The following is a 21,574-nucleotide window of genomic DNA, read 5'->3' on the forward strand; positions in this document are numbered from 1 at the left end:
AGAATTATCAAAACTGGCCTACTGGCCGAGCAGTATCTAAAATTACCCCATTTTTGGGGTACCTAAGACCGCTAGCTTGGGCGCTGGCACTTGGGGCAAAAGTGCGATCCCCGGTTAGCCCAGGCCTGGCGCCTGATAGGCGTCTGGCACCTTTGGCAGGGTTTATCAGTCTGTCCGTAGGCATAAAGCTGCTGGGAAAAGTAGCCTGCTTCCCCGTTGACGTTCTTGTATTGCTGGTCAAAGGAGGTCCCGCCCTGCTTTACGGCCGCTTCCAGCACCTGCTTGGATATCTGAATAAGTTCAGTCAATTTGGCCTTAGAGATGCCATCGGCCGAACGGTCAAAGTGAAGCTTGGCCAACCAGAGGGATTCATCTGCATAAATATTGCCAATTCCACTAACCAGGTTCTGATCGAGAATCACTCGCTTGATACCGCTTTTCTTGGCTCGCATCTTGGCAACTACCGCTTCAAGATCAAATGTTTCATCCAGCGGGTCACGGGCAATGTGGGCTGCAGAAACCGGAATCAAATCCTGCCAAGGCTTTGATCGATTCTTGCCAGCGCTAAAGCCCCCAGCACCACCATCCCTCGTTGCAACTAAGTCGTCGATGGCCAAGGAGCCAAAAATTCGCTGATCAACGAATCTAAGCTCCAGTGGTTTGCCGCTCTTTGATTCAAACTCAATTGTGATTCGATTCAGGTTATCTGCTGGGTAATCAGCGGTTCTGATCAACATTTGCCCGCTCATTCCGAGGTGCCCGACTAAAGCACTCTGCCCGGTGCTTAGGGGTAACCAGAGAAATTTTCCGCGCCGAACTACATCTAGCACCTTGGTGCCAACAAGTTTGTTCTTAAAATCTAACGGCCCGCTGAGGTGGCGCTTGAGTGATCTGGCATCGTGAATTTTGATTCCAGTGATTGTGGCACCGGTCATAGATTTGGCAAGACCAGCTCTGACGGTCTCGACCTCTGGTAGCTCAGGCATTTACTTCAAAGTAGCTAGCGCCTTGATGGCGGCATTGGTTTCAGCAAGTTTTCTGGACCGACCGTCCGCTTCAGCAAGGATTTTGCCATCCACCGAAAGGCTTGCAAAGAAGGTTCGATCGTGATCTGGTCCTTCGTGTGTGATCTCATAAACCGGTTGGGATTTGCCCTTTGCTTGAAGTAATTCCAAAAGAGTGGTCTTGGGATCTGCCGAATCAAGAACCTGACCTGGGTTGGAAAGCATTGGAAGAATAAAGCTCTCAACAATCTGGGAGGCGGCTGGCATGCCCTTCGAGACATAGGCTGCTCCCAGCACTGCCTCAAAGCAATCTGCTAGAAGGTTTTGCTTTTCGCGACCGCCGGTTTGGATTTCACCTTTGCCCAGCAAAAGATGCGAACCCAAATCCAAGGCAACAGCAGCCTCGGCTAGTGCTGGTGCACTAACAACGGCGTTTTTGAGTTTTGTAAGTTCACCCTCGTCAAGGTCAACAAAGTGATCGTGAATGTGGGCGGTGACTAAGAAACCGAGTATTGCATCGCCGAGAAACTCAAGGCGTTCATTGTTTGGTCCTCGTCCGTTTTCGTAAGCGAAGGAACGGTGAGTAAGTGCAAGCTCTAGTAGTTGAGGTTCGATTTCAACGCCAAGGGATTTACCCAGCGCAGCTAAGTTCATGACTTAGGCGTCAGCGACCTTGCGGCCCTTGTACTCCATGAATAAAGCGTTGCCTGCGGAGTCTTCGACCAGCTTGGCACGGTGAGGAAGTGAGTAAACAGTCTTGCCGTTTTCAATGCTCTTTACCAAAGTGATTGGAGCGGCCTTCCACTGTGAGCGACGAGCGCGAGTGTTGGAACGCGACATGCGTCTTTTAGGTACTGGCATTTCTTACTCTTTCCTAAAGCTTTCTAACTCACTCCAGCGAGAATCATTCTGCGCCTGGTGAACGTGTTCCGGGTCTTCGGCCAACTTCACACCACATTCAGAGCACAGACCTAAACAGTCTTCGCTGCAAACTGGTTTGAACGGAAGGCTTAAAACTACCGCATCGGTGATGGCCTGCTCAAGGTCGATTTTCTCGTCCTGAACCAGGAAATCATCTTCCTGCTCTAAAGAATAGGCGAAAAGCTCCTGAAAATCCACCTCGACCGCTAGTTTCAAGGGCTCTAGGCATCTTGAGCAGTCGGCCATTGCAGTTGAATCAACTTCGCCGGTTGCCAAAATCCCATCGTGGACTGACTCGAGGCGAAGATTCAGCTCGATAGTTTCTCCAGCCGGAACCGTTGCAGCTCCTTGACCCATTGGAATAGCTAGCTCAATATCAAGCTCTAGTTCCTTCATTTGTCCAGGACGACGGGTCAGATCATTTACTGGAACTTCGAAGGTGCTCACTTAGAACCCCTCAGCGCTTTGGCAACCGCCTTCGATACATATTTTTCAACTGGGCCTCCAAGCTCGGCTACTTGGCGCACCAAAGACGAGGCAACTAGTCCGTAGGCGGGATCTGCAGCGATGAAAACAGTTTCGATACCGCTCAAATCCCGATTGACCTTTGCCATTGGAAGCTCGTAGTCAAGATCGACGTTGTTTCTAAAGCCCTTTAGCAAAACCCTGGCATCGACTTGTCTCAGGTAATCAACCAAAAGCCCTGAGGAAAGCTCGGTGACTTTAATGTTTGAACCTTTAATTCCAGCCTCTGACAGTGAGTCCTTGATTAGCTGCACACGCTCGGCACTTGTGAAGCGTGGAGCCTTATCCGGATTATGAACTACCAGAACTTCAAGCTCGTCAAACAGCAAAGCAGCCCGTTCGATGATATCGACGTGGCCAAGGGTAATCGGGTCAAAAGAACCCGGGTAGACGGCGAGTTTTGCCATAGCTACAAGGTTAGCAAGAAATGAAGGCTTAGCCCTTGGCTAGATTTTCTGCAGCATTGGCTTGATCTATAGCAAGCCTCAGTGTTGGGTGATTGGCTAGCAGTGGGTCTGCCTCAAACAATTCCTCGAGCTCTATACGTACTTTTTGGATTAGCTCAGAATCCTGAATCACACGCAGCAGTCTCAGGCTAGATCTGCCTCCGGATTGGCTAGCTCCCAAAACATCGCCCTCGCGCCTTAGTTCTAGGTCAATCTCGCTGAGCTTGAAGCCATCACTTTCTGCCGCAACGGCTTCTATGCGCTGCAAAGCGATTGAGTCATCCTCGGCCGCGGTCAATAACAAACACAGGCCCTTTGCGCTTCCTCGTCCAACTCTTCCACGCAGCTGGTGCAGCTGAGAGATTCCGAAGTTGTCTGCATCAAGAATCACCATCGTTGTTGCGTTTGGGACATCGACGCCAACTTCAATCACGGTCGTAGAAACTAACAGTTCAATCTCCTTGGCGCTAAATGCCTGCATGATTTGACTCTTTTGGTCCGCGTCCATTCGACCGTGAAGCTCCTGAATTCGAACTCCACTCAAGGCAGCATTCTTGCGAAGCTGGGCAACAGTTTTTTCAACAGATGCACCGGAAAGCTCTTTTTCCGTTTCGTCGATCTTGGGGCAAACCACGAAGGCCTGGTGACCCTTGGCTATTTCCTCAGCCACCCGAGACCAAACCCGAGATACCAAGGCAGGATCCCCTGCGCGAACCACGTGAGAGTCAATTTCTTTTCGCCCAGCCGGCAGCTCTGTGAGTGATGAAACTGACATGTCTCCAAAGACCGTGACAGCCAATGTCCTCGGTATGGGGGTAGCGGTCATAGTCAAAACATGCGGTGACAGCTTTCCTTTTAGGCGAAGCTTCTCTCTTTGCTCAACACCGAAGCGGTGCTGCTCATCAATCACCACAAGACCCAAATCATAGAATTGAACTTTTTCTGAAAATAGAGCGTGCGTTCCAATAACGATTCGGGCTTTGCCAGAAACCACCTGGAGCATTGCCTTTTTGCGTGCTTCGGTTGGAAGCTGTCCGGTTAGCAGAGTAAGCCCCACTTCTTTCGAAAGCTCTTCGCCAAGACTTTTTTCAATCGAGCGAAAGTGTTGCGAAGCTAAAACTTCGGTTGGAGCTAGAAGCGCAGACTGGCCGTCACTGTCGGCTACCGCCAACATGGCGCGCAGTGCAACAAGAGTTTTTCCAGAACCCACTTCACCTTGCAGCAAACGGTTCATCGGAAATGTTTTGGCGATGTCGGAAGTGATCTCACTTCCCACTTCTATCTGCCCATCGGTGAGAGTAAACGGCAGGGCAGAATCAAAGCGCTCTAAGTAGCCGCCGGATTTACTGGTGCGCGCTGTTGCCGGGGCCTGCTCATTATCTAAACGACGTTGGATGAGGTTTGCCTGAAGTAAGAACGCTTCTCGGTACACAAGTGTCTTCTTGGCGGAGGCAATCTCACTTTTTGTAGTGGGTCGGTGTATTTTCTCGAGTGCATCGTTTATCGAAAGTAGCTTGTGCTTTTTTTGAAGCTCCGCAGATACCTCATCTGGAATTTCTTCCAGAGTGTCAAGGATGATTCCAAGCGCTCTTTGAATCATCCAGGTGGTCACGTTAGCCGATGCTGGGTAAATAGGGATTGGCTGATCCGCCCAAGCCTTAGCCTCGAATTCGGAAACCTCCTCAGGGAACAGCTCGTAATCGGGATGGGCCAGCTGAAGCTTTCCTTGATACTCGCCTATTTTTCCGGCAAACAGACCTCGGACCCCAGGCTTAAGATCTTTTTGCCTCCAGGCCTGATTGAAGAAAGTAAGCGATAAGAATCCGCTTCCGTCCGTGATTCGAACTTCCAAGATGTGGCTTACTCGCCCCTTCATGCGACGCTCTCTGGCATCAACAACTTCGGCAACGATAGACAGGCTCTCCCCGATCGGCAGATTTGCAATTGGAGTAAGCTCCCCGCGGTTTGAATAGCGTCTTGGATAGTGCTGAAGAAGATCTGCAACGGAGAAAAGACCAAGATTCTTGGCAAAGCTCTTGGCGGTTTTATCCCCAAGGACTCGGTCAAGAGCGGTTGTTGGAAGCAGCATTATTCAATCTTCCATTAGTGCACCGACAAATACGGTTAGGCTTTGCCAGACATGACAAGAATTATTGGTGGCCTAGTTGGCTCAAGAAAACTAACATCTCCGGCCAAAAGCACCCGTCCAACTTCGGACCGCATTCGAGAGAGCATCTTTAGCTCTCTGGAATCCAAGGATGCTCTTCAAAAGCGTTCGGTATTGGATCTTTATGCCGGCACAGGAGCACTGGGGCTTGAAGCACTAAGTAGAGGTGCAATCGCAGCGGTGCTTGTTGAAAGCAATAAGCAGGCAGCCGCCGTGTGCATTAGGAACGCCAGGTTGATCCAAGACGCTCTAGCCGAAGAAGACCATGAAGTTTCTGCAAAAGTGCAAATCCAACCGGTTCAAAAGTTTCTAGACTCAAACACTCAGATTTTTGACCTGGTTTTTATCGATCCACCCTATGAAATTGCAAACGATGAAGTAGTCAAAAACCTCGAGTCACTTACTGGATCGCTTTCCAAAAATTCGCTAGTTCTGGTTGAAAGATCTACCCGTGCGGAGCCAATTTCTGCGAGCGGATACGAACTTTTAGAGACCAAGAATTTTGGTGACACTGCGGTCTACTGGCTTAAGCCAAACTAGACCTTTCTTTCGCCCTCACCTAGATAGACCTGCTGAGGTCTGCCGATTCGGTTGTTTGGGTCCTGCATCATCTCGCGCCAGTGAGAAATCCAACCCGGTAATCTTCCCATTGCAAACAATGGCGTGAACATACGAGGCGGGAATCCCATTGCCTTGTAGATAACACCGGTGTAGAAATCAACGTTCGGATACAGCTTGCGCTCGGCAAAGTAAGGATCAGCTAGCGCAGTTGCCTCAAGTTCCTTTGCAATATCTAGCAGTGGGTCAGAAATTCCCAGGTCAGCTAGAACTCGGTCAGCGGTTGCCTTAACGATTGTGGCGCGAGGATCAAAGTTCTTGTAAATTCTGTGGCCAAAGCCCATCAGACGGATGCCATCTTCCTTGTTCTTGACTCGCTCAACAAATCTCTGTACCGACGCACCGGATTCGCGAATTGAGTTGAGCATGTCCAGCACAGCCTCGTTTGCCCCACCGTGAAGTGGGCCAAACAGTGCGTTGATTCCAGCAGAAACCGATGCGAATAGGTTTGCTTGCGCGGAGCCAACAAGGCGAACAGCTGAGGTTGAGCAGTTCTGCTCGTGGTCCGCGTGCAAAATCAAAAGCGTATCTAGCGCTTTGGTGACGATTGGGTTTTGGATGTAGTCCTCTGCCTGTGTACCAAAATTCAATCGAAGGAAATTCTCAACCATTGACAAAGAGTTATCCGGATACAACAAAGCCTGACCCAGGCTCTTTTTGTGCGCGTAGGCAGCAAGCACTGGAAGTTTGGCAAGCAGTCTTCTGGTTGAGAGTTCAACATGCTCTGGATCGTGTGGATCAAGTGAGTCCTGATAGAAAGTAGAAAGAGCTGATACTCCAGATGCTAGAACCGACATCGGATGAGCGTTCTGAGGGAAGGCATCAAAGAATCTCTTCAGGTCTTCGTGAATTAGAGTGTGTCGACGAATGCTCTGGTCAAAGGCTTCGAGCTGCACTTTGTCGGGTAGCTCTCCATAAATTAGGAGGTAGCTAACATCAAGAAAAGATTTTTTAGCAGCTAGCTGCTCAATTGGGTATCCGCGATAGCGCAGGATTCCAGCGTCGCCATCGATAAATGTTATTCCGGACTTAGTGGAGGCTGTGTTTACAAATCCCTGGTCAAAAGTGTGCAGACCTAGGGTCGAATGCAGCTTGCTAATGTCCATTGCGTCAGAGCCAACGCTTGATGAAACCACTGGAAATTCTGCAGTTTTGTCTTTGTAGCTGATAACTACTTTTTCGTTGTCAGTCAAAGCACTCCTTGTTTTCCGACAAATTCCTTGTTTAGCCTAAAGCATTTTCGAGCCTGGAAGCAGCCCTGGAAATATCATTGTCGGTGGCAGTCAGAGAAAAACGGACGTGCTTGGTGGCGTATTGCCCATAGAAGCTACCGGGCACAACGACAATTCCTAGATTGGCCATCTTCTCAACGGTCACCCAGCAGTCTTCCCCAAGTGTGGCCCAGAGATACAGGCCTGCTTCACTATCGGAAAGCTCAAAGCCATACTTCTTTACTGCCGCAAGCAGCACCTCGCGGCGCTTCCGGTAGATATCCTTTTCATTCTTGACGTGGTGGTAGTCACCGAGGGCCGCGATTACAGCTGCCTGAGTTGGAAGTGGCATCATCATTCCGGCGTGCATTCGAAGGTTCACTAGGTCACGAATCAAATCCTTGGAGCCCACAGCAAAAGCAGCTCGGTACCCAGCCATGTTGGACTGCTTAGAAAGCGAGTACACACACAAGATTCCCTCGTGGCTATCTCCGCAAACTCTTGGGTCCAACACACTTGGGATCAACTCTTTATCCCAAGGCTCACTCCAGCCAAGTTCGGCGTAGCACTCATCCGACGCCAACAAAGCCCCAAGCTCACGAGCGCGCTTGACGGCCTTGGCAAAATCTTCAGCAGATAAGACTTTTCCATCGGGGTTTCCTGGGGAGTTAATCCAAATCAACTTTGTGTTTTGTGGCCACTTGTCTGGATCATCTTCAGAAATCAAAGTTGCGCCTGCAAAGGCAGCGCCAACTGCGTAAGCCGTATAGGCAACCTTTGGCTGGATAACAACATCGCCCTTACCGATTCCAAGTAGCACTGGCAACCAACTGATTAATTCTTTGGAGCCAATTGTTGGCATCACTTGGTCGGGATCTAGTCCAACTACCCCTCGCCTAGCTGCAAACCAGGACACAACTGTTTCGCGAAACTGCTTCGAGCCAGCAGTAGAAGGGTATCCGGGTGCGTTCGAGAAGTTTCTTAGTGCGTCTTGAACTACCTTTGGGGTTTCATCAATTGGTGAGCCAATCGATAAATCGATTGCGCCGTCTTTGTGAAGGGCTGCTTTTGCACTAAATGGCTTGAGTGATTGCCAGGGATACTCTGGCAGGGCGGTAAACAATTAGGCCTGTTGGGGTTGTGGTGGAAGCGCTGCGACGATTGGGTGATCTCCTGCAATAGCGCCAACTTTTGCGGCTCCACCTGGAGAGCCGATGGTCTCGAAAAATTCCACATTGGCTTTGTAGTAATCGGCCCACTGCTCAGGGACGTCATCCTCGTAATAGATTGCCTCTACTGGGCAAACTGGCTCGCAAGCTCCGCAGTCCACGCACTCATCAGGGTGGATATAAAGCATGCGGTCGCCCTCATAAATGCAATCCACCGGGCATTCTTCGATGCAGGCCTTGTCTTTCAGGTCCACACATGGCAGAGCGATAATGTAAGTCATTTTTAAGGAATCCTTCCTTTAGCTATTTTACTAGCGATGTCCGGATGCGTTTTTAGCCCAGGTGCCGGGTCTTAGTTTCGGGAACAAAATCACTACGGCACAAATGATCAGCGAACCATAAACCCAGAAGTTCCCAGCCTGGTTGTCCATGATCAGTGCATCCCCAGCAGCACTCGGTCGAGAAAGCCAAAATACAGTGCCCGCAAGAGTAAGGCTCATCAAATTCAAAGCGCCTCGAGAGTTTCTAAGAAGTCGGAGAGCCACTGCAAGGGCGAATGTCATTACCAAGGCAACCACTAGCCCGATTGGTGTTCTGGCCTCATCTGAAGCAGTAACTGAGTGAAGCAAAGTTCCAGCAAAACCCAGAAGTATTCCGAGTGGAAGTGCCCAAAGAGCGATAAAAACCGGCTTGAGCCAAATCCATGGTCTGGTTGATGCTTTGCGAAGTCGCTCTGGTTTGTCGTAGCGGATGTCTCTTCCCGGGACCAAAGAATAGGTCTCTGAAGCTACCGCTACTTGACTTGCGTGCTGCTCCAAAGCAGCCTTCTTCTTTGGAGCGGTCTTTGGGCCACCGATTTCAACATCAAATCTCTCCCCGGGTTCAGCAATTACCCAGAACTGCGGCGGCCTAGATTTAGTGTCCCGAGCAAAACGGCGAAGAGCCATGGCGGTTGCCTCATGGGCCTTTTTGTGATCAGGATGCCCAAAACCACCGTTTCGGTTGTAAGTGATTACCGCATCCGGCTTGAAGTTTTTGAGCTCCTGAAAAATATCATCTGCGATTACCGCTGTCGAGACAGAGGACAAGGACATCTCATCGGTCCTGCGAGTTTTGATTGGCTTACCAAAGGCGTTGAGTCTCATACCTGAATCCAGGTAAGCGCGAGTTCCAGCAAATTTATGTTTGATGTTGCCAAGTTGAGAAAGTGCATTTCGCAACTCGTTCGAGCGAAACTCTCCCATTGAGGCAAGATTTCCTTCGAGTGGCTTTAGGTCCTCGAGTTTTACTCTTCCTCGCTCGCCACGAGTAAGAGTCAGAACCATCACTTCAGCTCCTGCTGTAGCGCGCTCTGCGATTACGTGGCCGGTAAAAAGCGACTCATCGTCTGGATGCGCATGCACCAGGAGCACTTTTTTGGGGTTGAAACCAGCTTTTGCCATAACCACAACTCTAAGTGTTTTAGCTCTCGCTAGCTCGTTTTCTGGCAGAGGCAGCGCGAGCTCTGATGTTTGGGTCCAGTTCTAGCTTGCGAATACGGGTGCCTTCTGGAGTTACTTCAACACACTCGTCCTCGCGGGCAAATTCAAGACACTCTTCCAAAGACAGCTTTCTTGGCGGAGTCAGCTTCTCAAACTCTTCGCTGGAAGAAGCTCTCATGTTGGTTAGCTTCTTTTCCTTTGTGATGTTAACTTCCATGTCATCAGCACGAGCGTTCTCGCCAACAACCTGACCGGCATAAACCTCATCGGTTGGCTCAACGAAGAACGTTCCTCGCTCTTGCAAACCAATTAGTGCAAAGGGAGTAACGGCTCCTGCGCGGTCAGAAATCAGCGATCCATTTGTGCGGGTAACAATCTCACCAAACCATGGCTCATAGCCTGCTGAGATGGCGTTGGCAATTCCAGTTCCACGCGTGGTGGTTAGAAACTCAGTACGGAAACCAATTAGCCCGCGAGAAGGAACCATGAACTCCATGCGAACCCAACCGGTGCCGTGGTTGATCATGTTCTTCATTCGGCCCTTGCGAGAAGCAAGCAACTGAGTGATTGAGCCTAGGAACTCCTCTGGCACGTCAATGGTCAAATCTTCAACTGGCTCGTGGAGTTTTCCATCGACCTTCTTTGTAACTACCTGTGGCTTACCTACGGTTAGCTCGTAGCCTTCGCGTCGCATTTGCTCAACCAGAATGGCAAGAGCCAACTCCCCACGACCTTGAACTTCCCAGGCGTCTGGTCGCTCAGTTGGAAGCACTCGAATGGAAACGTTTCCAATAAGTTCGCGGTCGAGGCGATCTTTGACCAAACGTGCGGTTACCTTGGCACCCTTAACACGACCTGCCATAGGAGAAGTATTGATACCGATAGTCATCGAGATTGCAGGATCATCCACGGTGATTAGTGGAAGTGGTCGAATATCATCTGGATCGGCAAGAGTTTCACCGATAGTGATTTCTTCGATACCGGCAACTGCCACGATGTCGCCAGGGCCTGCCTGATCAGTCGGGAATCGCTCAAGTGCCCGAGTAATTAGTAGCTCGGTTATCTTCACGGTTTGAGTTTCACCGTTTTGTCTTACCCAAGCTACCTGCTGACCTTTTTTGATTGTTCCGTTGAAGATACGAAGTAGTGCAAGACGACCCAGAAAAGGGGAAGCGTCGAGGTTTGTCACGTGGGCCTGAAGTGGCGCATCAGCGTCATACTTTGGAGCTGGGATGTATTTCAAGATTGCAGCAAACAATGGCTCTAGATCTGCGTTGTCAGGTAAAGATCCGTTTTCTGGCTTGTTTAGAGATGCGGCTCCGGCACGACCGGATGCGTAGATAACAGGCAAGTTCAAAATTGCGTCGACATCGAGTTCTGGAACATCGTCAGATAGGTCGCTAGCAAGACCCAAAAGCAAGTCGTGAGTTTCCTCAACTACTTCGTCGATTCGTGCGTCTGGTCGGTCAGTTTTGTTCACTAGCAAGATCACGGGCAAGTTGGACTCCATTGCCTTGCGAAGTACGAAGCGAGTCTGAGGAAGAGGTCCCTCGCTGGCATCAACCAAAAGTACGACGCCGTCAACCATTGAGATACCTCGCTCAACTTCGCCACCGAAGTCGGCGTGGCCCGGGGTGTCAATTACGTTAATGGTGATTGTCTTGCCCTCGGCTGCTTTACCGGAATAGCTAATGGCAGTGTTCTTGGCAAGGATGGTGATTCCCTTTTCCTTTTCCAGATCCCCAGAGTCCATCAAACGCTCGCCGAGGTTGCTGTGCTCTCCGAAGGCTCCGGTCTGGCGAAGCATGGCGTCAACCAGCGTTGTCTTTCCGTGGTCAACGTGAGCCACGATTGCAACGTTTCTAAGGTCTTCTCTGATTGCCAGAGTCATAAAAAACTTCCTTTATATGTGCGCACCAAAGCGCAAATGCTTCAATCCGAATTTGATTTTGCCCTACCCAAGCCAAACAAGATTTGCTTGCCCAAAGGCCGTAACTAGAGTTTAGCTCCATTACTAGGTTTGTAGACAAAGCCCAATGATTTATTGGGATTAAGATGGATTCATGTCATCGAAACCAGTCCTAATCTACGACGGGGACTGTAAATTCTGTCAACTAAGCCTAGAATTTGGAATTCGCCACATGAAAGTCTTCCCCTCTTACGTGGCATTCCAAAAAATTGAACCATCGGCCTTTGGCCTAACCGAAGAACAGGTGCGCTCCGAAATCTGGCTAGTGGATAAAGGCCCCGATCAAACCCTCAGGTTAGGTGGGCACTTAGCTGCAGCTGACATACTTCAGATGCAATCAAACTTGCTCTATCGCATGGCAGGGTTTTTGATGAAAACTCCGCCGATCTCTTGGCTAGCCAAGTTTGTCTATCGATGGATTGCTAGAAACAGACATCGACTTCCCGGTGGGACTAAAGAGTGCAGCATTCAAGACAACTATCTAGCTGGCAACTAGGCCCTTTTGCCCAGAGACTAAATCTTCCAAATCGGCAAGCGCCACCCAAAAAGCAGAGCTAGAACTCTAAGAACGATTGTGAAGATAGCTCCGATAGCCACAGCAACGAAGGCATCTGCGTTTAGCAGATTCAAGCCCACTACAACCCATCCCCCAGTAAATGCGATAACTGCGTACGGAATGTGATCACTAAAGGCCTTTGGGATTTCATTCACCACTATGTCTCGAAGCACACCGCCGAAGATAGCGGTCAAAACACCCATGATTACTGAAATCACGGCCGGTACTCCAGCATTCAACGCCAACTGAGTTCCACCCGCAGTAAAAGCCCCAAGGCCAATAGCATCAGGCCACTGCATTGCTCGTTCAGTGGGTTCTAGGTGTCGCGATCTCATAAACAGCAGAGCTCCGATGCAAATCAGAATCAAAATCCACACCCAGATTTCATTCTCAAACCAGAAAAATGGTCTGCGGTCCAAAAGTATGTCCCTTAGCGTTCCACCGCCAAAGGCAGCTAAACCAGAAACCATAGCCATGCCGACTAGATCGAGTTTCTTTCGAGCTGCCTCAATAAGCCCAGATAAGGCAAAGGCAAGCGTCCCGATAACTTCAAACAGGATTGTGCCGTTAAGAAGTAGCCAGCTGGTGTCCAGCATTGCTAGCGGAGTACCTTTACGAGCTTGTAGCCTTCACCCTCAGTGACTACCTCGTGTGCAAAATCAACTCCGATGTTTCCAAGGGTCACAACATAGTCAGACTCGGAAACGTTGCCGGCAGCAATTACACTCCCCTCAACAACCAAGAGATCCTTTATGTTTGCTTCGTCAATCCAGAACTTCACTGTGAATACCTCTGTGCGAGTTTGTCCGACGACCATAATTCGATCCCCAGGAACATCCTCGAGGAACTCCCTTGTTCCCCAACCGGCCTGGTCAAAGTAAGCAGGTGTTCCATTGATCTCTATCAATTTGTTTTGGGACATAACTAGCGCGAGGATCAACACCGCTGGCATTATGAAGCGTCCGATTACTAGGTTTCCTCGCTCCGGATTCACGATCCAGAAAATTACCGCACAGCTGACAAAAATACCTACAAAGATAAAGAAGCCTTGGCTATCGCCGATTCCCGGCAAGGTTGAGGCGTCTGCGTACTGCTTGTCAAAAGTTGGAGGGTAATAAAGGGTGAAGAACATCGAGGCGGCAACAACAATTGAGCCCTGAATGATTCTGAATAGGCGCTTTGAGTCTGTGAATCTTGGGAGCAACAGTCCCATTACTACAAACTGAGGAATCAAAAACTCGTAGTAGCGAAGAATCAGCCGGGTGCTGTGGTCGTCACCGCTGGCTGTGACGTAAGCCTCGAACAAAGCCACAACGCCAACCATGGAAACTGCAATTAGAGCTACCAGAACAAACAGCGCGCTAACTTCTCCAATTGGTTGCTTTGTTTTTACTACGGAATAGCTCACCCGAAGAGCAAGGAAAAGAGGAATGCCAGCCAATAGCAGCATTGCTGAAGCATGAGCAAGGAAATGGGTTGAGGCAACTGTTACCAGTACTTCTAGACCCGAGCGCGCTACTGAATCTGTTCCAACCACTACACCTTCAGCTGCTGCTGCACCGGTTAGCGCTCCAACAGGAGTTCCGTAGCCACCGAATAACTTAAGACCCGCTGTGCCGGCAAAGGCAAAACCCAAACCAAACTTTGTGACCAAAAAGCCCGCGGCTACGGCTACCCCAGCTGCGATTGCCTTTAGCCAGTTGGAAGCAGATTTTTTGTAAGCATAAATGAAAGCAAAGATCACAAAGGCAGGCACCATGAATACCGCGTGGGGCTTGACCAGGGCAGTTGCCCCAAGACTCAGACCTGAAACTACCCAGAGCAGCCAATTGTCCCGCTTTGAAACCACGAGAGTTAGCCAGATTGTAAGAGTCATCATAGAGAAGTACATGGTCTCTGGCATGAAGTACGAAACAGGAATTGCAATCGGGCTAAGTGCAGTAACCGATGCGACAAATACTGACCAGCGGAAAGTTAGGAACCTAATCGCGATCAAGAAAGTGAGCAGGACTGTGCCCATAAAGAAAAATGAGTTGATCGTCTTGGTACAGGAATAGAACTCGTCACCACACGAGTTAGTAATTCCCATAATCAGAGAGAAAAGATAGTTCGAGTAGAACTGCTCCGCGAAGGGAAGGTTTTTAGCCTGGCTGGTGTAGATGTACTCGTCCTGCATGATCGATGGAAGTACTGTCCAAACGCGACTGATTGACCAAAGAGCAAGGACAACAGGAACAAAGATCAGCGCGTGCTCAGCCCTGAGCTTTGCTACCAAGGTAGGTCTCCTTTATGGCGAGGTCTGGTGGGAACTGCCGATACGTCGTGACTTACAAAAGCCAATAGAAGCTGGAACCCAAGAATCAACGGCACAACCGAAATCATTACCGTTCCAGTTGTAGCAGCCACCCCTGTATCCATAGACTGGCCGTACGAGGCGATACCAAAAATCAATCCGAACCACCAAAGAACAAAACCAAGTGGCAGTTCAATCGATGCTGCGGATACGTCGCGTAGGTAGTAGTTGTAAAAAAGCCTCTTGTGAAAATTCTTGAAGTGTTTCCAAGGAAATTCCCAGAGCGTCTTGATAATGGTCAAGTTGCTCTTCTCTGTTCCGTAACGGGCTTGCATTGGTACGTCCCAAACAACTGCACGGTAAATACTGAGTCTGAACAACATATCCGACTCAAAGAAGAATCGCTTGCTGAGCATTCCAAGCGGTAGCACCTTTAGAACGTCTCTGTGGATTGCGGTGTACCCATTTGTCGGATCAGTTATGTTCCAGTAGCCAGTGGAGATCTTTGTAAGCAGTGAAAGTCCGGCGTTTCCAAACAGACGGATGCTTGGCATTTGGCTCAATCCGGTAAGACTGTCGAGTCGATCGCCTTTGGTGTAATCGGCGCGCCCATTTACTATCGGTGCGATTAGCTCACTAATCAGAGCCGGATCCATCTGGCCATCGCCATCTAGTTTGACGATGATGTCAGCGTCGGTTTCAAGAGCAGCTTTATAGCCGGTAACCATGGCACCGCCCACTCCGAGGTTTTCCTCGTGGAAGATGACTTTCACACGTGAGTCAGAGACTTTTTCTTGAACAAGCTTTCCTGAACCGTCTGGGCAAGCGTCGTCAACGACGAAGATGTATGAAACTTCCTTGCCAATCTCTGACAGGGTCTGCACAACGTGAGATGTCACCTTATAAGAAGGTACGACTACGGCTATAACTGGCTTAGACATGCAAGTCTCCGATCGGAAGCTTGAAACCCAAGTTCAGGCAATTGCTGGTGAATTGTTCCATGGTCAGATCTTGCTTACTTCCAGTTCGATAAATGAAGCTCTGGGTGTTAATTTACTTGAAAAGAGAGGTTCATTGCCTTTAGCAATGCAATAAAGCCCAAGGAAATCCCTGGGCTTTATTGAACATGGTGGAGATGGGGGGAATTGAACCCCCGTCCGATATTTGGATTCTGACTCTTCTACGGGTGTATCTTCAATGCTGTTTTACTCGACTCCGGTCAAAGCTTGAAGCGACCTAACCGACGAGCCCAGCCTGAGTAAAAGTCCCAAGTAGCCCTAAGGCGTAGCTACCCAGCAAGATTTCTAAATGACGCCAGGACCTAAAACGAAATCAGATTTAGGCTGACGGACCTCGAGGCTAGCTTATGCAGCTAGGGCGAAGTCGGTGCGGTTTGATTTGGCACCTATAGTTTGCAGAGGACGTTAACGAGATAACTCTGCATTCTCGACCCGCTTCATTCAGTTTCGGCAAGTACCGTCGAAACCGATCATCCCCATGTTTAGTTATCAAACTGTCTTTCAACAGCCTCTCAGTCTAACCCGAAGATAAGACAAAGGGAAGAACTACCATTCCTTGCCCTTGGTTGACACCGCCCTAGCGGCTTCGCGCTTATCCTGTTGCTCCTTCAAGGCATGCCTCTTGTCGTAATCCTTCTTACCCTTGGCCAGAGCTATTTCAACTTTTGCTTTGCCATCTTTGAAGTAAATCGAGATTGGAACGAGCGTAAATCCAGACTCCTTAATTTTTCCGGTCAACTTATCAATCTCAACTCGGTTCAGTAAAAGTTTCCTTCGACGCCTGGTTGAGTGATTGGTCCAGTTGCCTTGCGAGTACTCGGGGATGTGAACATTCTCGAGCCATGCTTCGCCCCGCTCGACGGTTGCATATCCATCCACCAGGGATGCGCGACCGGCCCGCAACGACTTCACTTCTGTTCCGGTTAGAACAATGCCTGCTTCGTAGACATCTTCGATGTGATAGTCGTGACGGGCTTTACGATTGGTGGCCACAACCTGCTGGCCACGCTCTCTCGGCACGATCGACTCCTAGATTTTTAAGTAGCGACGGATCGCAAGACCCGAAGCCACCGCAGCCAACACAACGCCGGCTGCGATTAATAGCGGAACTACAAGCATGCCATCGGTGATACTCACAAAGCTAGTAAAAGGAAGTCTTTCGGCCAGGAACCCCTGAACAAAGAACGCAACGAGCCCCAAAACTGCTCCAGCCGCCAGCAGGCTTCCTATCAGTGCGGCAACCACACCCTCGAGAATAAAAGGCAACTGAATCGAGAAATTGCTAGCGCCCACAAGGCGCATGATTCCGAGCTCTCTCCTTCTAGAAAAAGCCGAAAGCCGAATTGTCGTTGAGATCAATAGCACGCTTGAAACCAGCATTAGCGATGCAATTGAAATCGCAGCGAGCGAAGCTATGTTCAGAATGTTGAAGATTTGATCAAGATAACTGCGTTGATCTCTAACCTCTTCAACTCCAGCAAGACCTGTAAAACTCTCAGTGATGATTTGTGATTGGTTTGGGTCAAACAGATTCACCCAATAGGTCTCATTCAATTGTTCAGCCCGAACGTACTGGGCTACAGCGTTTCCAGAAAATTGCTCTTGAAAGTTTGCATAAGCCTGATCGTGATCTTCGAAGTAATACTCTTCAATAAATGGGGTCAGCGTCGGTGAATCAAGTCTTTCCTGGACTTCTGTCTTTACATCTTCAGAGGCTTCTCCCCTTGGGCAAGTTGCCTCCGGAGAAACATCGGTGCAGAGATAAATTGCAACTTGTGCTTTGTCGTACCAGTAGTTTTTCATCTGGCCAATTTGGAGCTGTAGCAGTGAAGCGGTTCCGACAAAAGTTAGGGAAATAAAAGTCACCAAGATAATGCTGATGACCATGGCGATGTTTCTGCGAAGGCCTTGACTTACCTCAGAGAACATAAATCCAAAACGCATAACTAAGCCCGCACTCCGTAGCCGCCGCTTGTCTGATCGCGAATGATTTGACCTTGACTTAGCTCAACAACTCGACGTTGCATCTTGTCCACGATCGATCGATCGTGAGTTGCCATCACGACGGTTGTCCCGGCTAAATTGATTGAGTTAATCAATGCCATGATTTCCTCGCTTGTTGTCGGGTCCAAGTTTCCAGTTGGCTCATCCGCTAGCAAGATTGCAGGTTTGTTCACAATCGCTCTGGCCAGAGCAACACGCTGCTGCTCACCACCGGATAGTTCGCTCGGAAGCCGGTCTGCTTTCTCGGCTAATCCAACCAATCTCAAAACATCTGGGACGGCTTCTTGGATAAAGCCTTGGGATTTTCCAATTACCTCAAGGCTGAAGGCAACATTCTGGGCAACGGTTTTGTTTGGCAGAAGTCTAAAATCCTGAAACACCACTCCGAGCTTGCGGCGAAAGAGGGGAACTCGTCTTGCAGGAAGGCCAACAAGGTTTTCTCCAAGGACATGCACAGATCCGGAGTTTGGAATGTCTTCACGAAGCATCAGTCTCATGAGGCTGGATTTACCAGAGCCAGAGGCACCAACTAGAAATACGAAGTCGCCTTTTTCAATTTCCAGGCTCACCTGGTCAAGCGCGGGTCTTGGGGTGCCCTTGTATTTTTTGGTGACGTTTTGAACGCTAATCATTGTGTCTCCAGCCTAAGCGGGAGACCGCATTCTCCAACGGATTCCCGCGGCTATAAATCCGTCGAGTCCCCCATCAAATACCGACTGTGGGTTGTTCTCTTCGTAATCAGTTCTTAGATCTTTCACCATTTGGTAAGGAGCAAGCACGTAGCTTCGCATCTGTTCTCCCCAGGACGCTTTGACATCTCCAGCTAACTGCTTTTTGGTAGCTTCTTCTTCACGCCTGCGCACTTCCAAAAGACGTGATTGCAAAACTCTCATGGCAGCCTGCTTGTTCTGAATCTGGCTCTTCTCGTTCTGGCAACTAACAACAGTTCCAGTAGGCAAGTGAGTAATGCGCACAGCGGAGTCGGTCGTGTTCACCGACTGGCCCCCAGGTCCGGATGAGCGAAAGACATCAACTCGAATGTCAGCATCTGGAATCTCGATTGCTTCGGTCTGCTCAACCAACGGGACAATTTCAACCGCGGCGAAAGAAGTTTGGCGCTTTCCAGCCGCATTGAAAGGACTCATTCGAACTAGGCGATGAGTTCCTGCTTCGACCGATAGCGAACCATAGGCATAAGGTGCATCAATCTCAAAGGTCGCGGATTTGATTCCTGCACCCTCAGCATGAGAGATATCCAGAACTTGCACCGGATACTTTTTTTGTTCGCAGTAGCGGATGTACATCCGCATAAGCATTTCAGCAAAATCGGTTGCGTCATCTCCTCCGGCGCCGCTTCGAATGGTCACCACAGCTGAGCGAGAGTCGTATTCCCCGCTGAGCAGGGTTTGAATCTCCAGTTCTCCAACTAACTTTTGAAGATCCGACAATTCCTTTTTTGCTTCGGTCTTGGTCGCAGTATCAGAGGCATCGTTAGCCATCTCAATCAATACCTCTAGGTCATTCACTCGCGCCTCAACCGAAACAATCATGTCGAGTTTGTCCTGAGATCTGGACAATGAAGACGTGATTTTTGAGGCGCGATCTGGGTCATCCCAGAGGTTGCCAGTTGAAGCCTGCTCTCGCAGCGAGTTCACTTCCAACTGCAATGCAACGGGGTTTATGACTTCTTTGATGGTTGCAAACAGTTGCCGAAGCGTCTTTATTTCAGTTGCTAGATCTAGTTCCGACATGATTTCACAAGTCTAAGTCAGGAGCATAATTGTCAGGTGCCCGCAAACACCAAGGACTTCAAGATATCGAGCTTGAGCTTTCCGGTATTCACCCCATCACTGTTGTTTGGTATTGCCGAAGGTAGCCTGCTCCCAATCATTCCTGCCAGTGCTCAGGCGCTTGGAGCGAGCCTTCCAACCGCAGGAATCATCACTGGACTAGTCATGGTTGGCACACTGGTAGCGGATATTCCCGCAGCCAAACTAATCAACGCAATCGGGGAGCGCAAGGCAATGCTCTCCGCCGCTGCAGTTGGAAGCGTTGGTGTATTTGTCTCTTTGCTCTCAACCAGTTTGTGGATGCTGGGTTTAGGAATGTTTCTTCTCGGTGCCAGCGTTTCAGTATTTGCCTTAGCTAGACATTCATTTCTCACAGAAGCCGTCCCCTATTCGCATCGAGCACGATCGCTTTCGATTCTTGGAGGAGTGTTTCGGGCAGGGCACTTTTTTGGGCCGATGATTGGCGCACTTCTTATTACTCTTTTTGATGTAAGGGCCGTGTATTGGAATGCCGTTATCTTCTGTGCTCTGGCTGCCCTTGTTCTAGTTTTCGTGAAGCCAGATCTAATGCCAAACACTCCCGGAACTAAACCAGGGGCAACCTGGATGGTTGCAAAAAGAGAATCCAAAAAATTAGCCACATTAGGTGTTGTGTCTGCGATTATGGGCGGTCTCAGAACTGCACGGATTGTTGGGCTTCCGCTTTGGGCCTTGCACATTGGATTATCGCCAGCAGCTACCGCGCTGTACATGGGTATTGCAGGAGCTCTCGATCTTGCGCTCTCATACACCTCGGGACAAATCATGGATCGCTTCGGAAGGAGATGGTCAGCTCTCCCAACTTTGCTTGGACTTTCCTTTACCTTTTCACTACTAACGTTTGCAACAGACGCGACCACTTTCCTTGCGGTCGCCCTTGTTATGTCACTTGCCAATGGTGTTGGAAGTGGAATCATTCTGGTTATCGGCTCTGATCTAGCGCCTAAGGGTGAAAGAAATGAATTCCTTGCCTCATATCGTCTTCTAGTTGATGCTGGAGTTGCCGCCACACCACTTGTGATTTCGCTAGTCACTGCAGTATTTGGATTGGCGACTGCGATGTTCACACTTACTGGTGCCGGGATCATTGGGGCCGCCATGGCCCACCGCTATCTTCCGCGCCGGGCCAAAGCCTCAGAGCAGACTCTGCCAATTTCAGAAAACATGTAGTTTTCAAATATCGGTCTTGAACTGCTGCACAACCTAACTCGAACGCTTCTTTGGTCTATAGAACTGACTTCCACTAGCTCAACTTGGAAAAGACCTCGAAGTGACTGTGTTGCAAGCCACCTTGAAGCTATTGGGGTAAGTGGTTGAGCAAGATTTCCTTTGGCATCGATCAGTACCGCGATGGCTGTTGACTCGGCAACTGTAGTTAGCCTTCGCTCCGTTAGGTACAGACTTGCCGCGGCGAGGATTCCTAGAATCAGTGTTAGCGAAAGCATAGCTAACCCAATTCCTAACGGTGCGAGTGATCCACGCTCATTGGAATCAAAATCTCGAACTTGCGTAGGCAACTAACTGCCCATACCTAACCTCGATTTGAGCTGTGGTGTTTGGTTCCAAACAATTGGGATTTGGAGTGCATGAGATATTCCAACTGACTTGATCGGCTAAGAGACCAAAATCTTTTGCGATAGTGGCAACAACTTCTTGAGTGCTCTGGTTTACGGGCCAGAGAGAGTGAGCTCGCAATGCGTGCCTTGCAATTGACTCGACAGCAAAGCTTTGCTGCTGAAGTGAAACAGCAAAAGTTGCAAACATCAAAATTGGTATCTGCAGTAAGACACCGAAGCCAATCAGATCTACCATTGCCGAGCCCTGCTCGGATGCTGGACTAGTACTCGTTCTCACGAGTTGCCACCGACGAGACGCTCAGAAAGTTGCTACCGGGAATTAGATTGATTCCTAGCGTCGAAACAAGTCTCACTGACTCAACGCTTCCGAACCTCGAAACGCTTCCTGCAACATCTACGCGCATGCCAGGTCCTAGGGCGGCAACTACCAATTGCCTGGTCTTTGCGATTCCAGAAGCTATGTCCTGATCTGCTAGCGCGGCAAACCTTGCACCTTCAATGGTTGAGTCAAGTAAAACCAGTCGCGCGTATGAGCCAAGGGTGATGGAAATAGTTGCCACAAAAATTGCCAACATTGGAAATGCCACTAAAACAAAGTCAGTAACTGCAGAACCTTCCTGCCTAGAAGCTGACCACACGGTTCATCGCCTGTTGAAACACTCCCTGCAGGGCAGGGCCTGCAAAAGACCACATCACCACTACTAGCCCTGCAGTCATCAAGGTAATCAGTACCCACCCGGGTACGTCACCGGTCTCATCATGAAACAATTTGTTTTTCATTTTTC

At 49.5% G+C, this 21,574-nt stretch carries 24 protein-coding genes and 1 other RNA gene; 3 read left to right on the forward strand and 22 right to left on the reverse strand.

The window, feature by feature from the left end; all coding sequences use genetic code 11:
- Positions 1-71: 71 nt before the first annotated feature.
- From mutM to recG, 6 genes are read right to left on the reverse strand one after another with little or no spacing between them, the layout of a single operon-like run.
- Positions 72-986, reverse strand: coding sequence for a bifunctional DNA-formamidopyrimidine glycosylase/DNA-(apurinic or apyrimidinic site) lyase (gene mutM / locus AC8GDC_RS04755; protein ID WP_506557521.1), 915 nt, complete (start codon positions 984-986; stop codon positions 72-74).
- Positions 987-1,658: a ribonuclease III gene (gene rnc / locus AC8GDC_RS04760; protein ID WP_506557522.1), complete on the reverse strand. Its 672-nt coding sequence runs from the start codon at positions 1,656-1,658 to the stop codon at positions 987-989.
- Positions 1,659-1,661: 3 nt separating this feature from the next.
- On the reverse strand, positions 1,662-1,865 hold the full coding sequence (rpmF, locus tag AC8GDC_RS04765; RefSeq protein WP_506557523.1) for a 50S ribosomal protein L32: 204 nt from the start codon (positions 1,863-1,865) through the stop codon (positions 1,662-1,664).
- A gap of 3 nt (positions 1,866-1,868) precedes the next feature.
- Positions 1,869-2,372, reverse strand: coding sequence for a YceD family protein (locus AC8GDC_RS04770; protein ID WP_506557524.1), 504 nt, complete (start codon positions 2,370-2,372; stop codon positions 1,869-1,871).
- Positions 2,369-2,857 carry a pantetheine-phosphate adenylyltransferase gene (coaD, locus tag AC8GDC_RS04775; protein ID WP_506557525.1) on the reverse strand — a complete coding sequence of 163 codons (489 nt, stop codon included), beginning with the start codon at positions 2,855-2,857 and terminating at the stop codon, positions 2,369-2,371. Before coaD ends, AC8GDC_RS04770 begins: the two co-directional genes overlap by 4 nt.
- 28 nt (positions 2,858-2,885) lie before the next feature.
- Positions 2,886-4,985 carry an ATP-dependent DNA helicase RecG gene (gene recG / locus AC8GDC_RS04780; RefSeq protein WP_506557526.1) on the reverse strand — a complete coding sequence of 700 codons (2,100 nt, stop codon included), beginning with the start codon at positions 4,983-4,985 and terminating at the stop codon, positions 2,886-2,888.
- Between the two features lie 51 nt (positions 4,986-5,036).
- Between recG and rsmD the strand changes: the two genes are divergently transcribed.
- Positions 5,037-5,603 (forward strand): 16S rRNA (guanine(966)-N(2))-methyltransferase RsmD, encoded by a 567-nt coding sequence (gene rsmD / locus AC8GDC_RS04785; protein ID WP_506557527.1) that lies wholly within the window; start codon positions 5,037-5,039, stop codon positions 5,601-5,603.
- Here rsmD and AC8GDC_RS04790 read toward each other — a convergent pair.
- From AC8GDC_RS04790 to typA, 5 genes are read right to left on the reverse strand one after another with little or no spacing between them, the layout of a single operon-like run.
- The gene (locus AC8GDC_RS04790) at positions 5,600-6,850 is read right to left on the reverse strand and encodes a citrate synthase (protein ID WP_506558469.1); all 1,251 of its coding nucleotides are present in this window, start codon (positions 6,848-6,850) and stop codon (positions 5,600-5,602) included. The two genes, rsmD and AC8GDC_RS04790, sit on opposite strands and share 4 nt — an antisense overlap.
- Before the next feature lie 55 nt (positions 6,851-6,905).
- A complete protein-coding gene (gene dapC / locus AC8GDC_RS04795) occupies positions 6,906-8,015 on the reverse strand; it encodes a succinyldiaminopimelate transaminase (RefSeq protein WP_506557528.1) in 1,110 nt (369 codons plus the stop codon).
- Positions 8,016-8,342: a ferredoxin gene (fdxA, locus tag AC8GDC_RS04800; protein ID WP_506557529.1), complete on the reverse strand. Its 327-nt coding sequence runs from the start codon at positions 8,340-8,342 to the stop codon at positions 8,016-8,018.
- Between the two features lie 30 nt (positions 8,343-8,372).
- A complete protein-coding gene (locus AC8GDC_RS04805) occupies positions 8,373-9,503 on the reverse strand; it encodes a PIG-L deacetylase family protein (protein ID WP_506557530.1) in 1,131 nt (376 codons plus the stop codon).
- Between the two features lie 19 nt (positions 9,504-9,522).
- Positions 9,523-11,433, reverse strand: coding sequence for a translational GTPase TypA (gene typA, locus AC8GDC_RS04810; RefSeq protein ID WP_506557531.1), 1,911 nt, complete (start codon positions 11,431-11,433; stop codon positions 9,523-9,525).
- A 250-nt stretch (positions 11,434-11,683) separates the two neighbouring features.
- Between typA and AC8GDC_RS04815 the strand changes: the two genes are divergently transcribed.
- The gene (locus AC8GDC_RS04815; protein WP_506557532.1) at positions 11,684-12,007 is read left to right on the forward strand and encodes a thiol-disulfide oxidoreductase DCC family protein; all 324 of its coding nucleotides are present in this window, start codon (positions 11,684-11,686) and stop codon (positions 12,005-12,007) included.
- Between the two features lie 17 nt (positions 12,008-12,024).
- Here the strand turns inward: AC8GDC_RS04815 and AC8GDC_RS04820 are convergent, their stop codons facing one another.
- The 8 genes from AC8GDC_RS04820 to prfB form a co-directional block, all read right to left on the reverse strand.
- Positions 12,025-12,663, reverse strand: a complete 639-nt coding sequence (locus AC8GDC_RS04820) for a trimeric intracellular cation channel family protein (protein WP_506557533.1) — start codon at positions 12,661-12,663, stop codon at positions 12,025-12,027.
- A gap of 2 nt (positions 12,664-12,665) precedes the next feature.
- On the reverse strand, positions 12,666-14,342 hold the full coding sequence (locus AC8GDC_RS04825) for an ArnT family glycosyltransferase (RefSeq protein WP_506557534.1): 1,677 nt from the start codon (positions 14,340-14,342) through the stop codon (positions 12,666-12,668).
- Complete coding sequence (locus tag AC8GDC_RS04830) at positions 14,336-15,301, reverse strand: glycosyltransferase family 2 protein (RefSeq protein WP_506557535.1); 966 nt, start codon at positions 15,299-15,301, stop codon at positions 14,336-14,338. Before AC8GDC_RS04830 ends, AC8GDC_RS04825 begins: the two co-directional genes overlap by 7 nt.
- A 186-nt stretch (positions 15,302-15,487) precedes the next feature.
- Positions 15,488-15,857, reverse strand: a transfer-messenger RNA (tmRNA) gene (ssrA, locus tag AC8GDC_RS04835).
- A 68-nt stretch (positions 15,858-15,925) separates the two neighbouring features.
- Positions 15,926-16,399, reverse strand: coding sequence for an SsrA-binding protein SmpB (gene smpB / locus AC8GDC_RS04840; protein ID WP_506557536.1), 474 nt, complete (start codon positions 16,397-16,399; stop codon positions 15,926-15,928).
- A gap of 9 nt (positions 16,400-16,408) precedes the next feature.
- Complete coding sequence (gene ftsX / locus AC8GDC_RS04845; protein WP_506557537.1) at positions 16,409-17,323, reverse strand: permease-like cell division protein FtsX; 915 nt, start codon at positions 17,321-17,323, stop codon at positions 16,409-16,411.
- A gap of 2 nt (positions 17,324-17,325) precedes the next feature.
- Entirely contained in the window at positions 17,326-18,015 is a 690-nt protein-coding gene (gene ftsE, locus AC8GDC_RS04850) for a cell division ATP-binding protein FtsE (RefSeq protein WP_506557538.1), read from the reverse strand.
- Positions 18,016-18,027: 12 nt separating this feature from the next.
- A complete protein-coding gene (prfB, locus tag AC8GDC_RS04855; RefSeq protein ID WP_506557539.1) occupies positions 18,028-19,134 on the reverse strand; it encodes a peptide chain release factor 2 in 1,107 nt (368 codons plus the stop codon).
- Between the two features lie 36 nt (positions 19,135-19,170).
- Between prfB and AC8GDC_RS04860 the strand changes: the two genes are divergently transcribed.
- Positions 19,171-20,382: an MFS transporter gene (locus AC8GDC_RS04860; protein ID WP_506557540.1), complete on the forward strand. Its 1,212-nt coding sequence runs from the start codon at positions 19,171-19,173 to the stop codon at positions 20,380-20,382.
- A gap of 321 nt (positions 20,383-20,703) precedes the next feature.
- On the opposite strand, the gene AC8GDC_RS04865 is transcribed toward AC8GDC_RS04860, so the two are convergent.
- The 3 genes from AC8GDC_RS04865 to AC8GDC_RS04875 are packed head-to-tail and all read right to left on the reverse strand — an operon-like array spanning position 20,704 to position 21,569.
- Positions 20,704-21,024 carry a hypothetical protein gene (locus AC8GDC_RS04865; protein WP_506557541.1) on the reverse strand — a complete coding sequence of 107 codons (321 nt, stop codon included), beginning with the start codon at positions 21,022-21,024 and terminating at the stop codon, positions 20,704-20,706.
- Positions 21,025-21,049: 25 nt separating this feature from the next.
- Positions 21,050-21,364, reverse strand: coding sequence for a hypothetical protein (locus AC8GDC_RS04870; protein WP_506557542.1), 315 nt, complete (start codon positions 21,362-21,364; stop codon positions 21,050-21,052).
- 46 nt (positions 21,365-21,410) lie between these two features.
- Positions 21,411-21,569 carry a hypothetical protein gene (locus AC8GDC_RS04875; protein WP_506557543.1) on the reverse strand — a complete coding sequence of 53 codons (159 nt, stop codon included), beginning with the start codon at positions 21,567-21,569 and terminating at the stop codon, positions 21,411-21,413.
- Between the last annotated feature and the right edge of the window lie 5 nt (positions 21,570-21,574).

The sequence above is a fragment of the Rhodoluna miladensis (SeqCode) genome (assembly GCF_965234705.1).
GTDB classification, from domain to species: domain Bacteria; phylum Actinomycetota; class Actinomycetes; order Actinomycetales; family Microbacteriaceae; genus Rhodoluna; species Rhodoluna miladensis.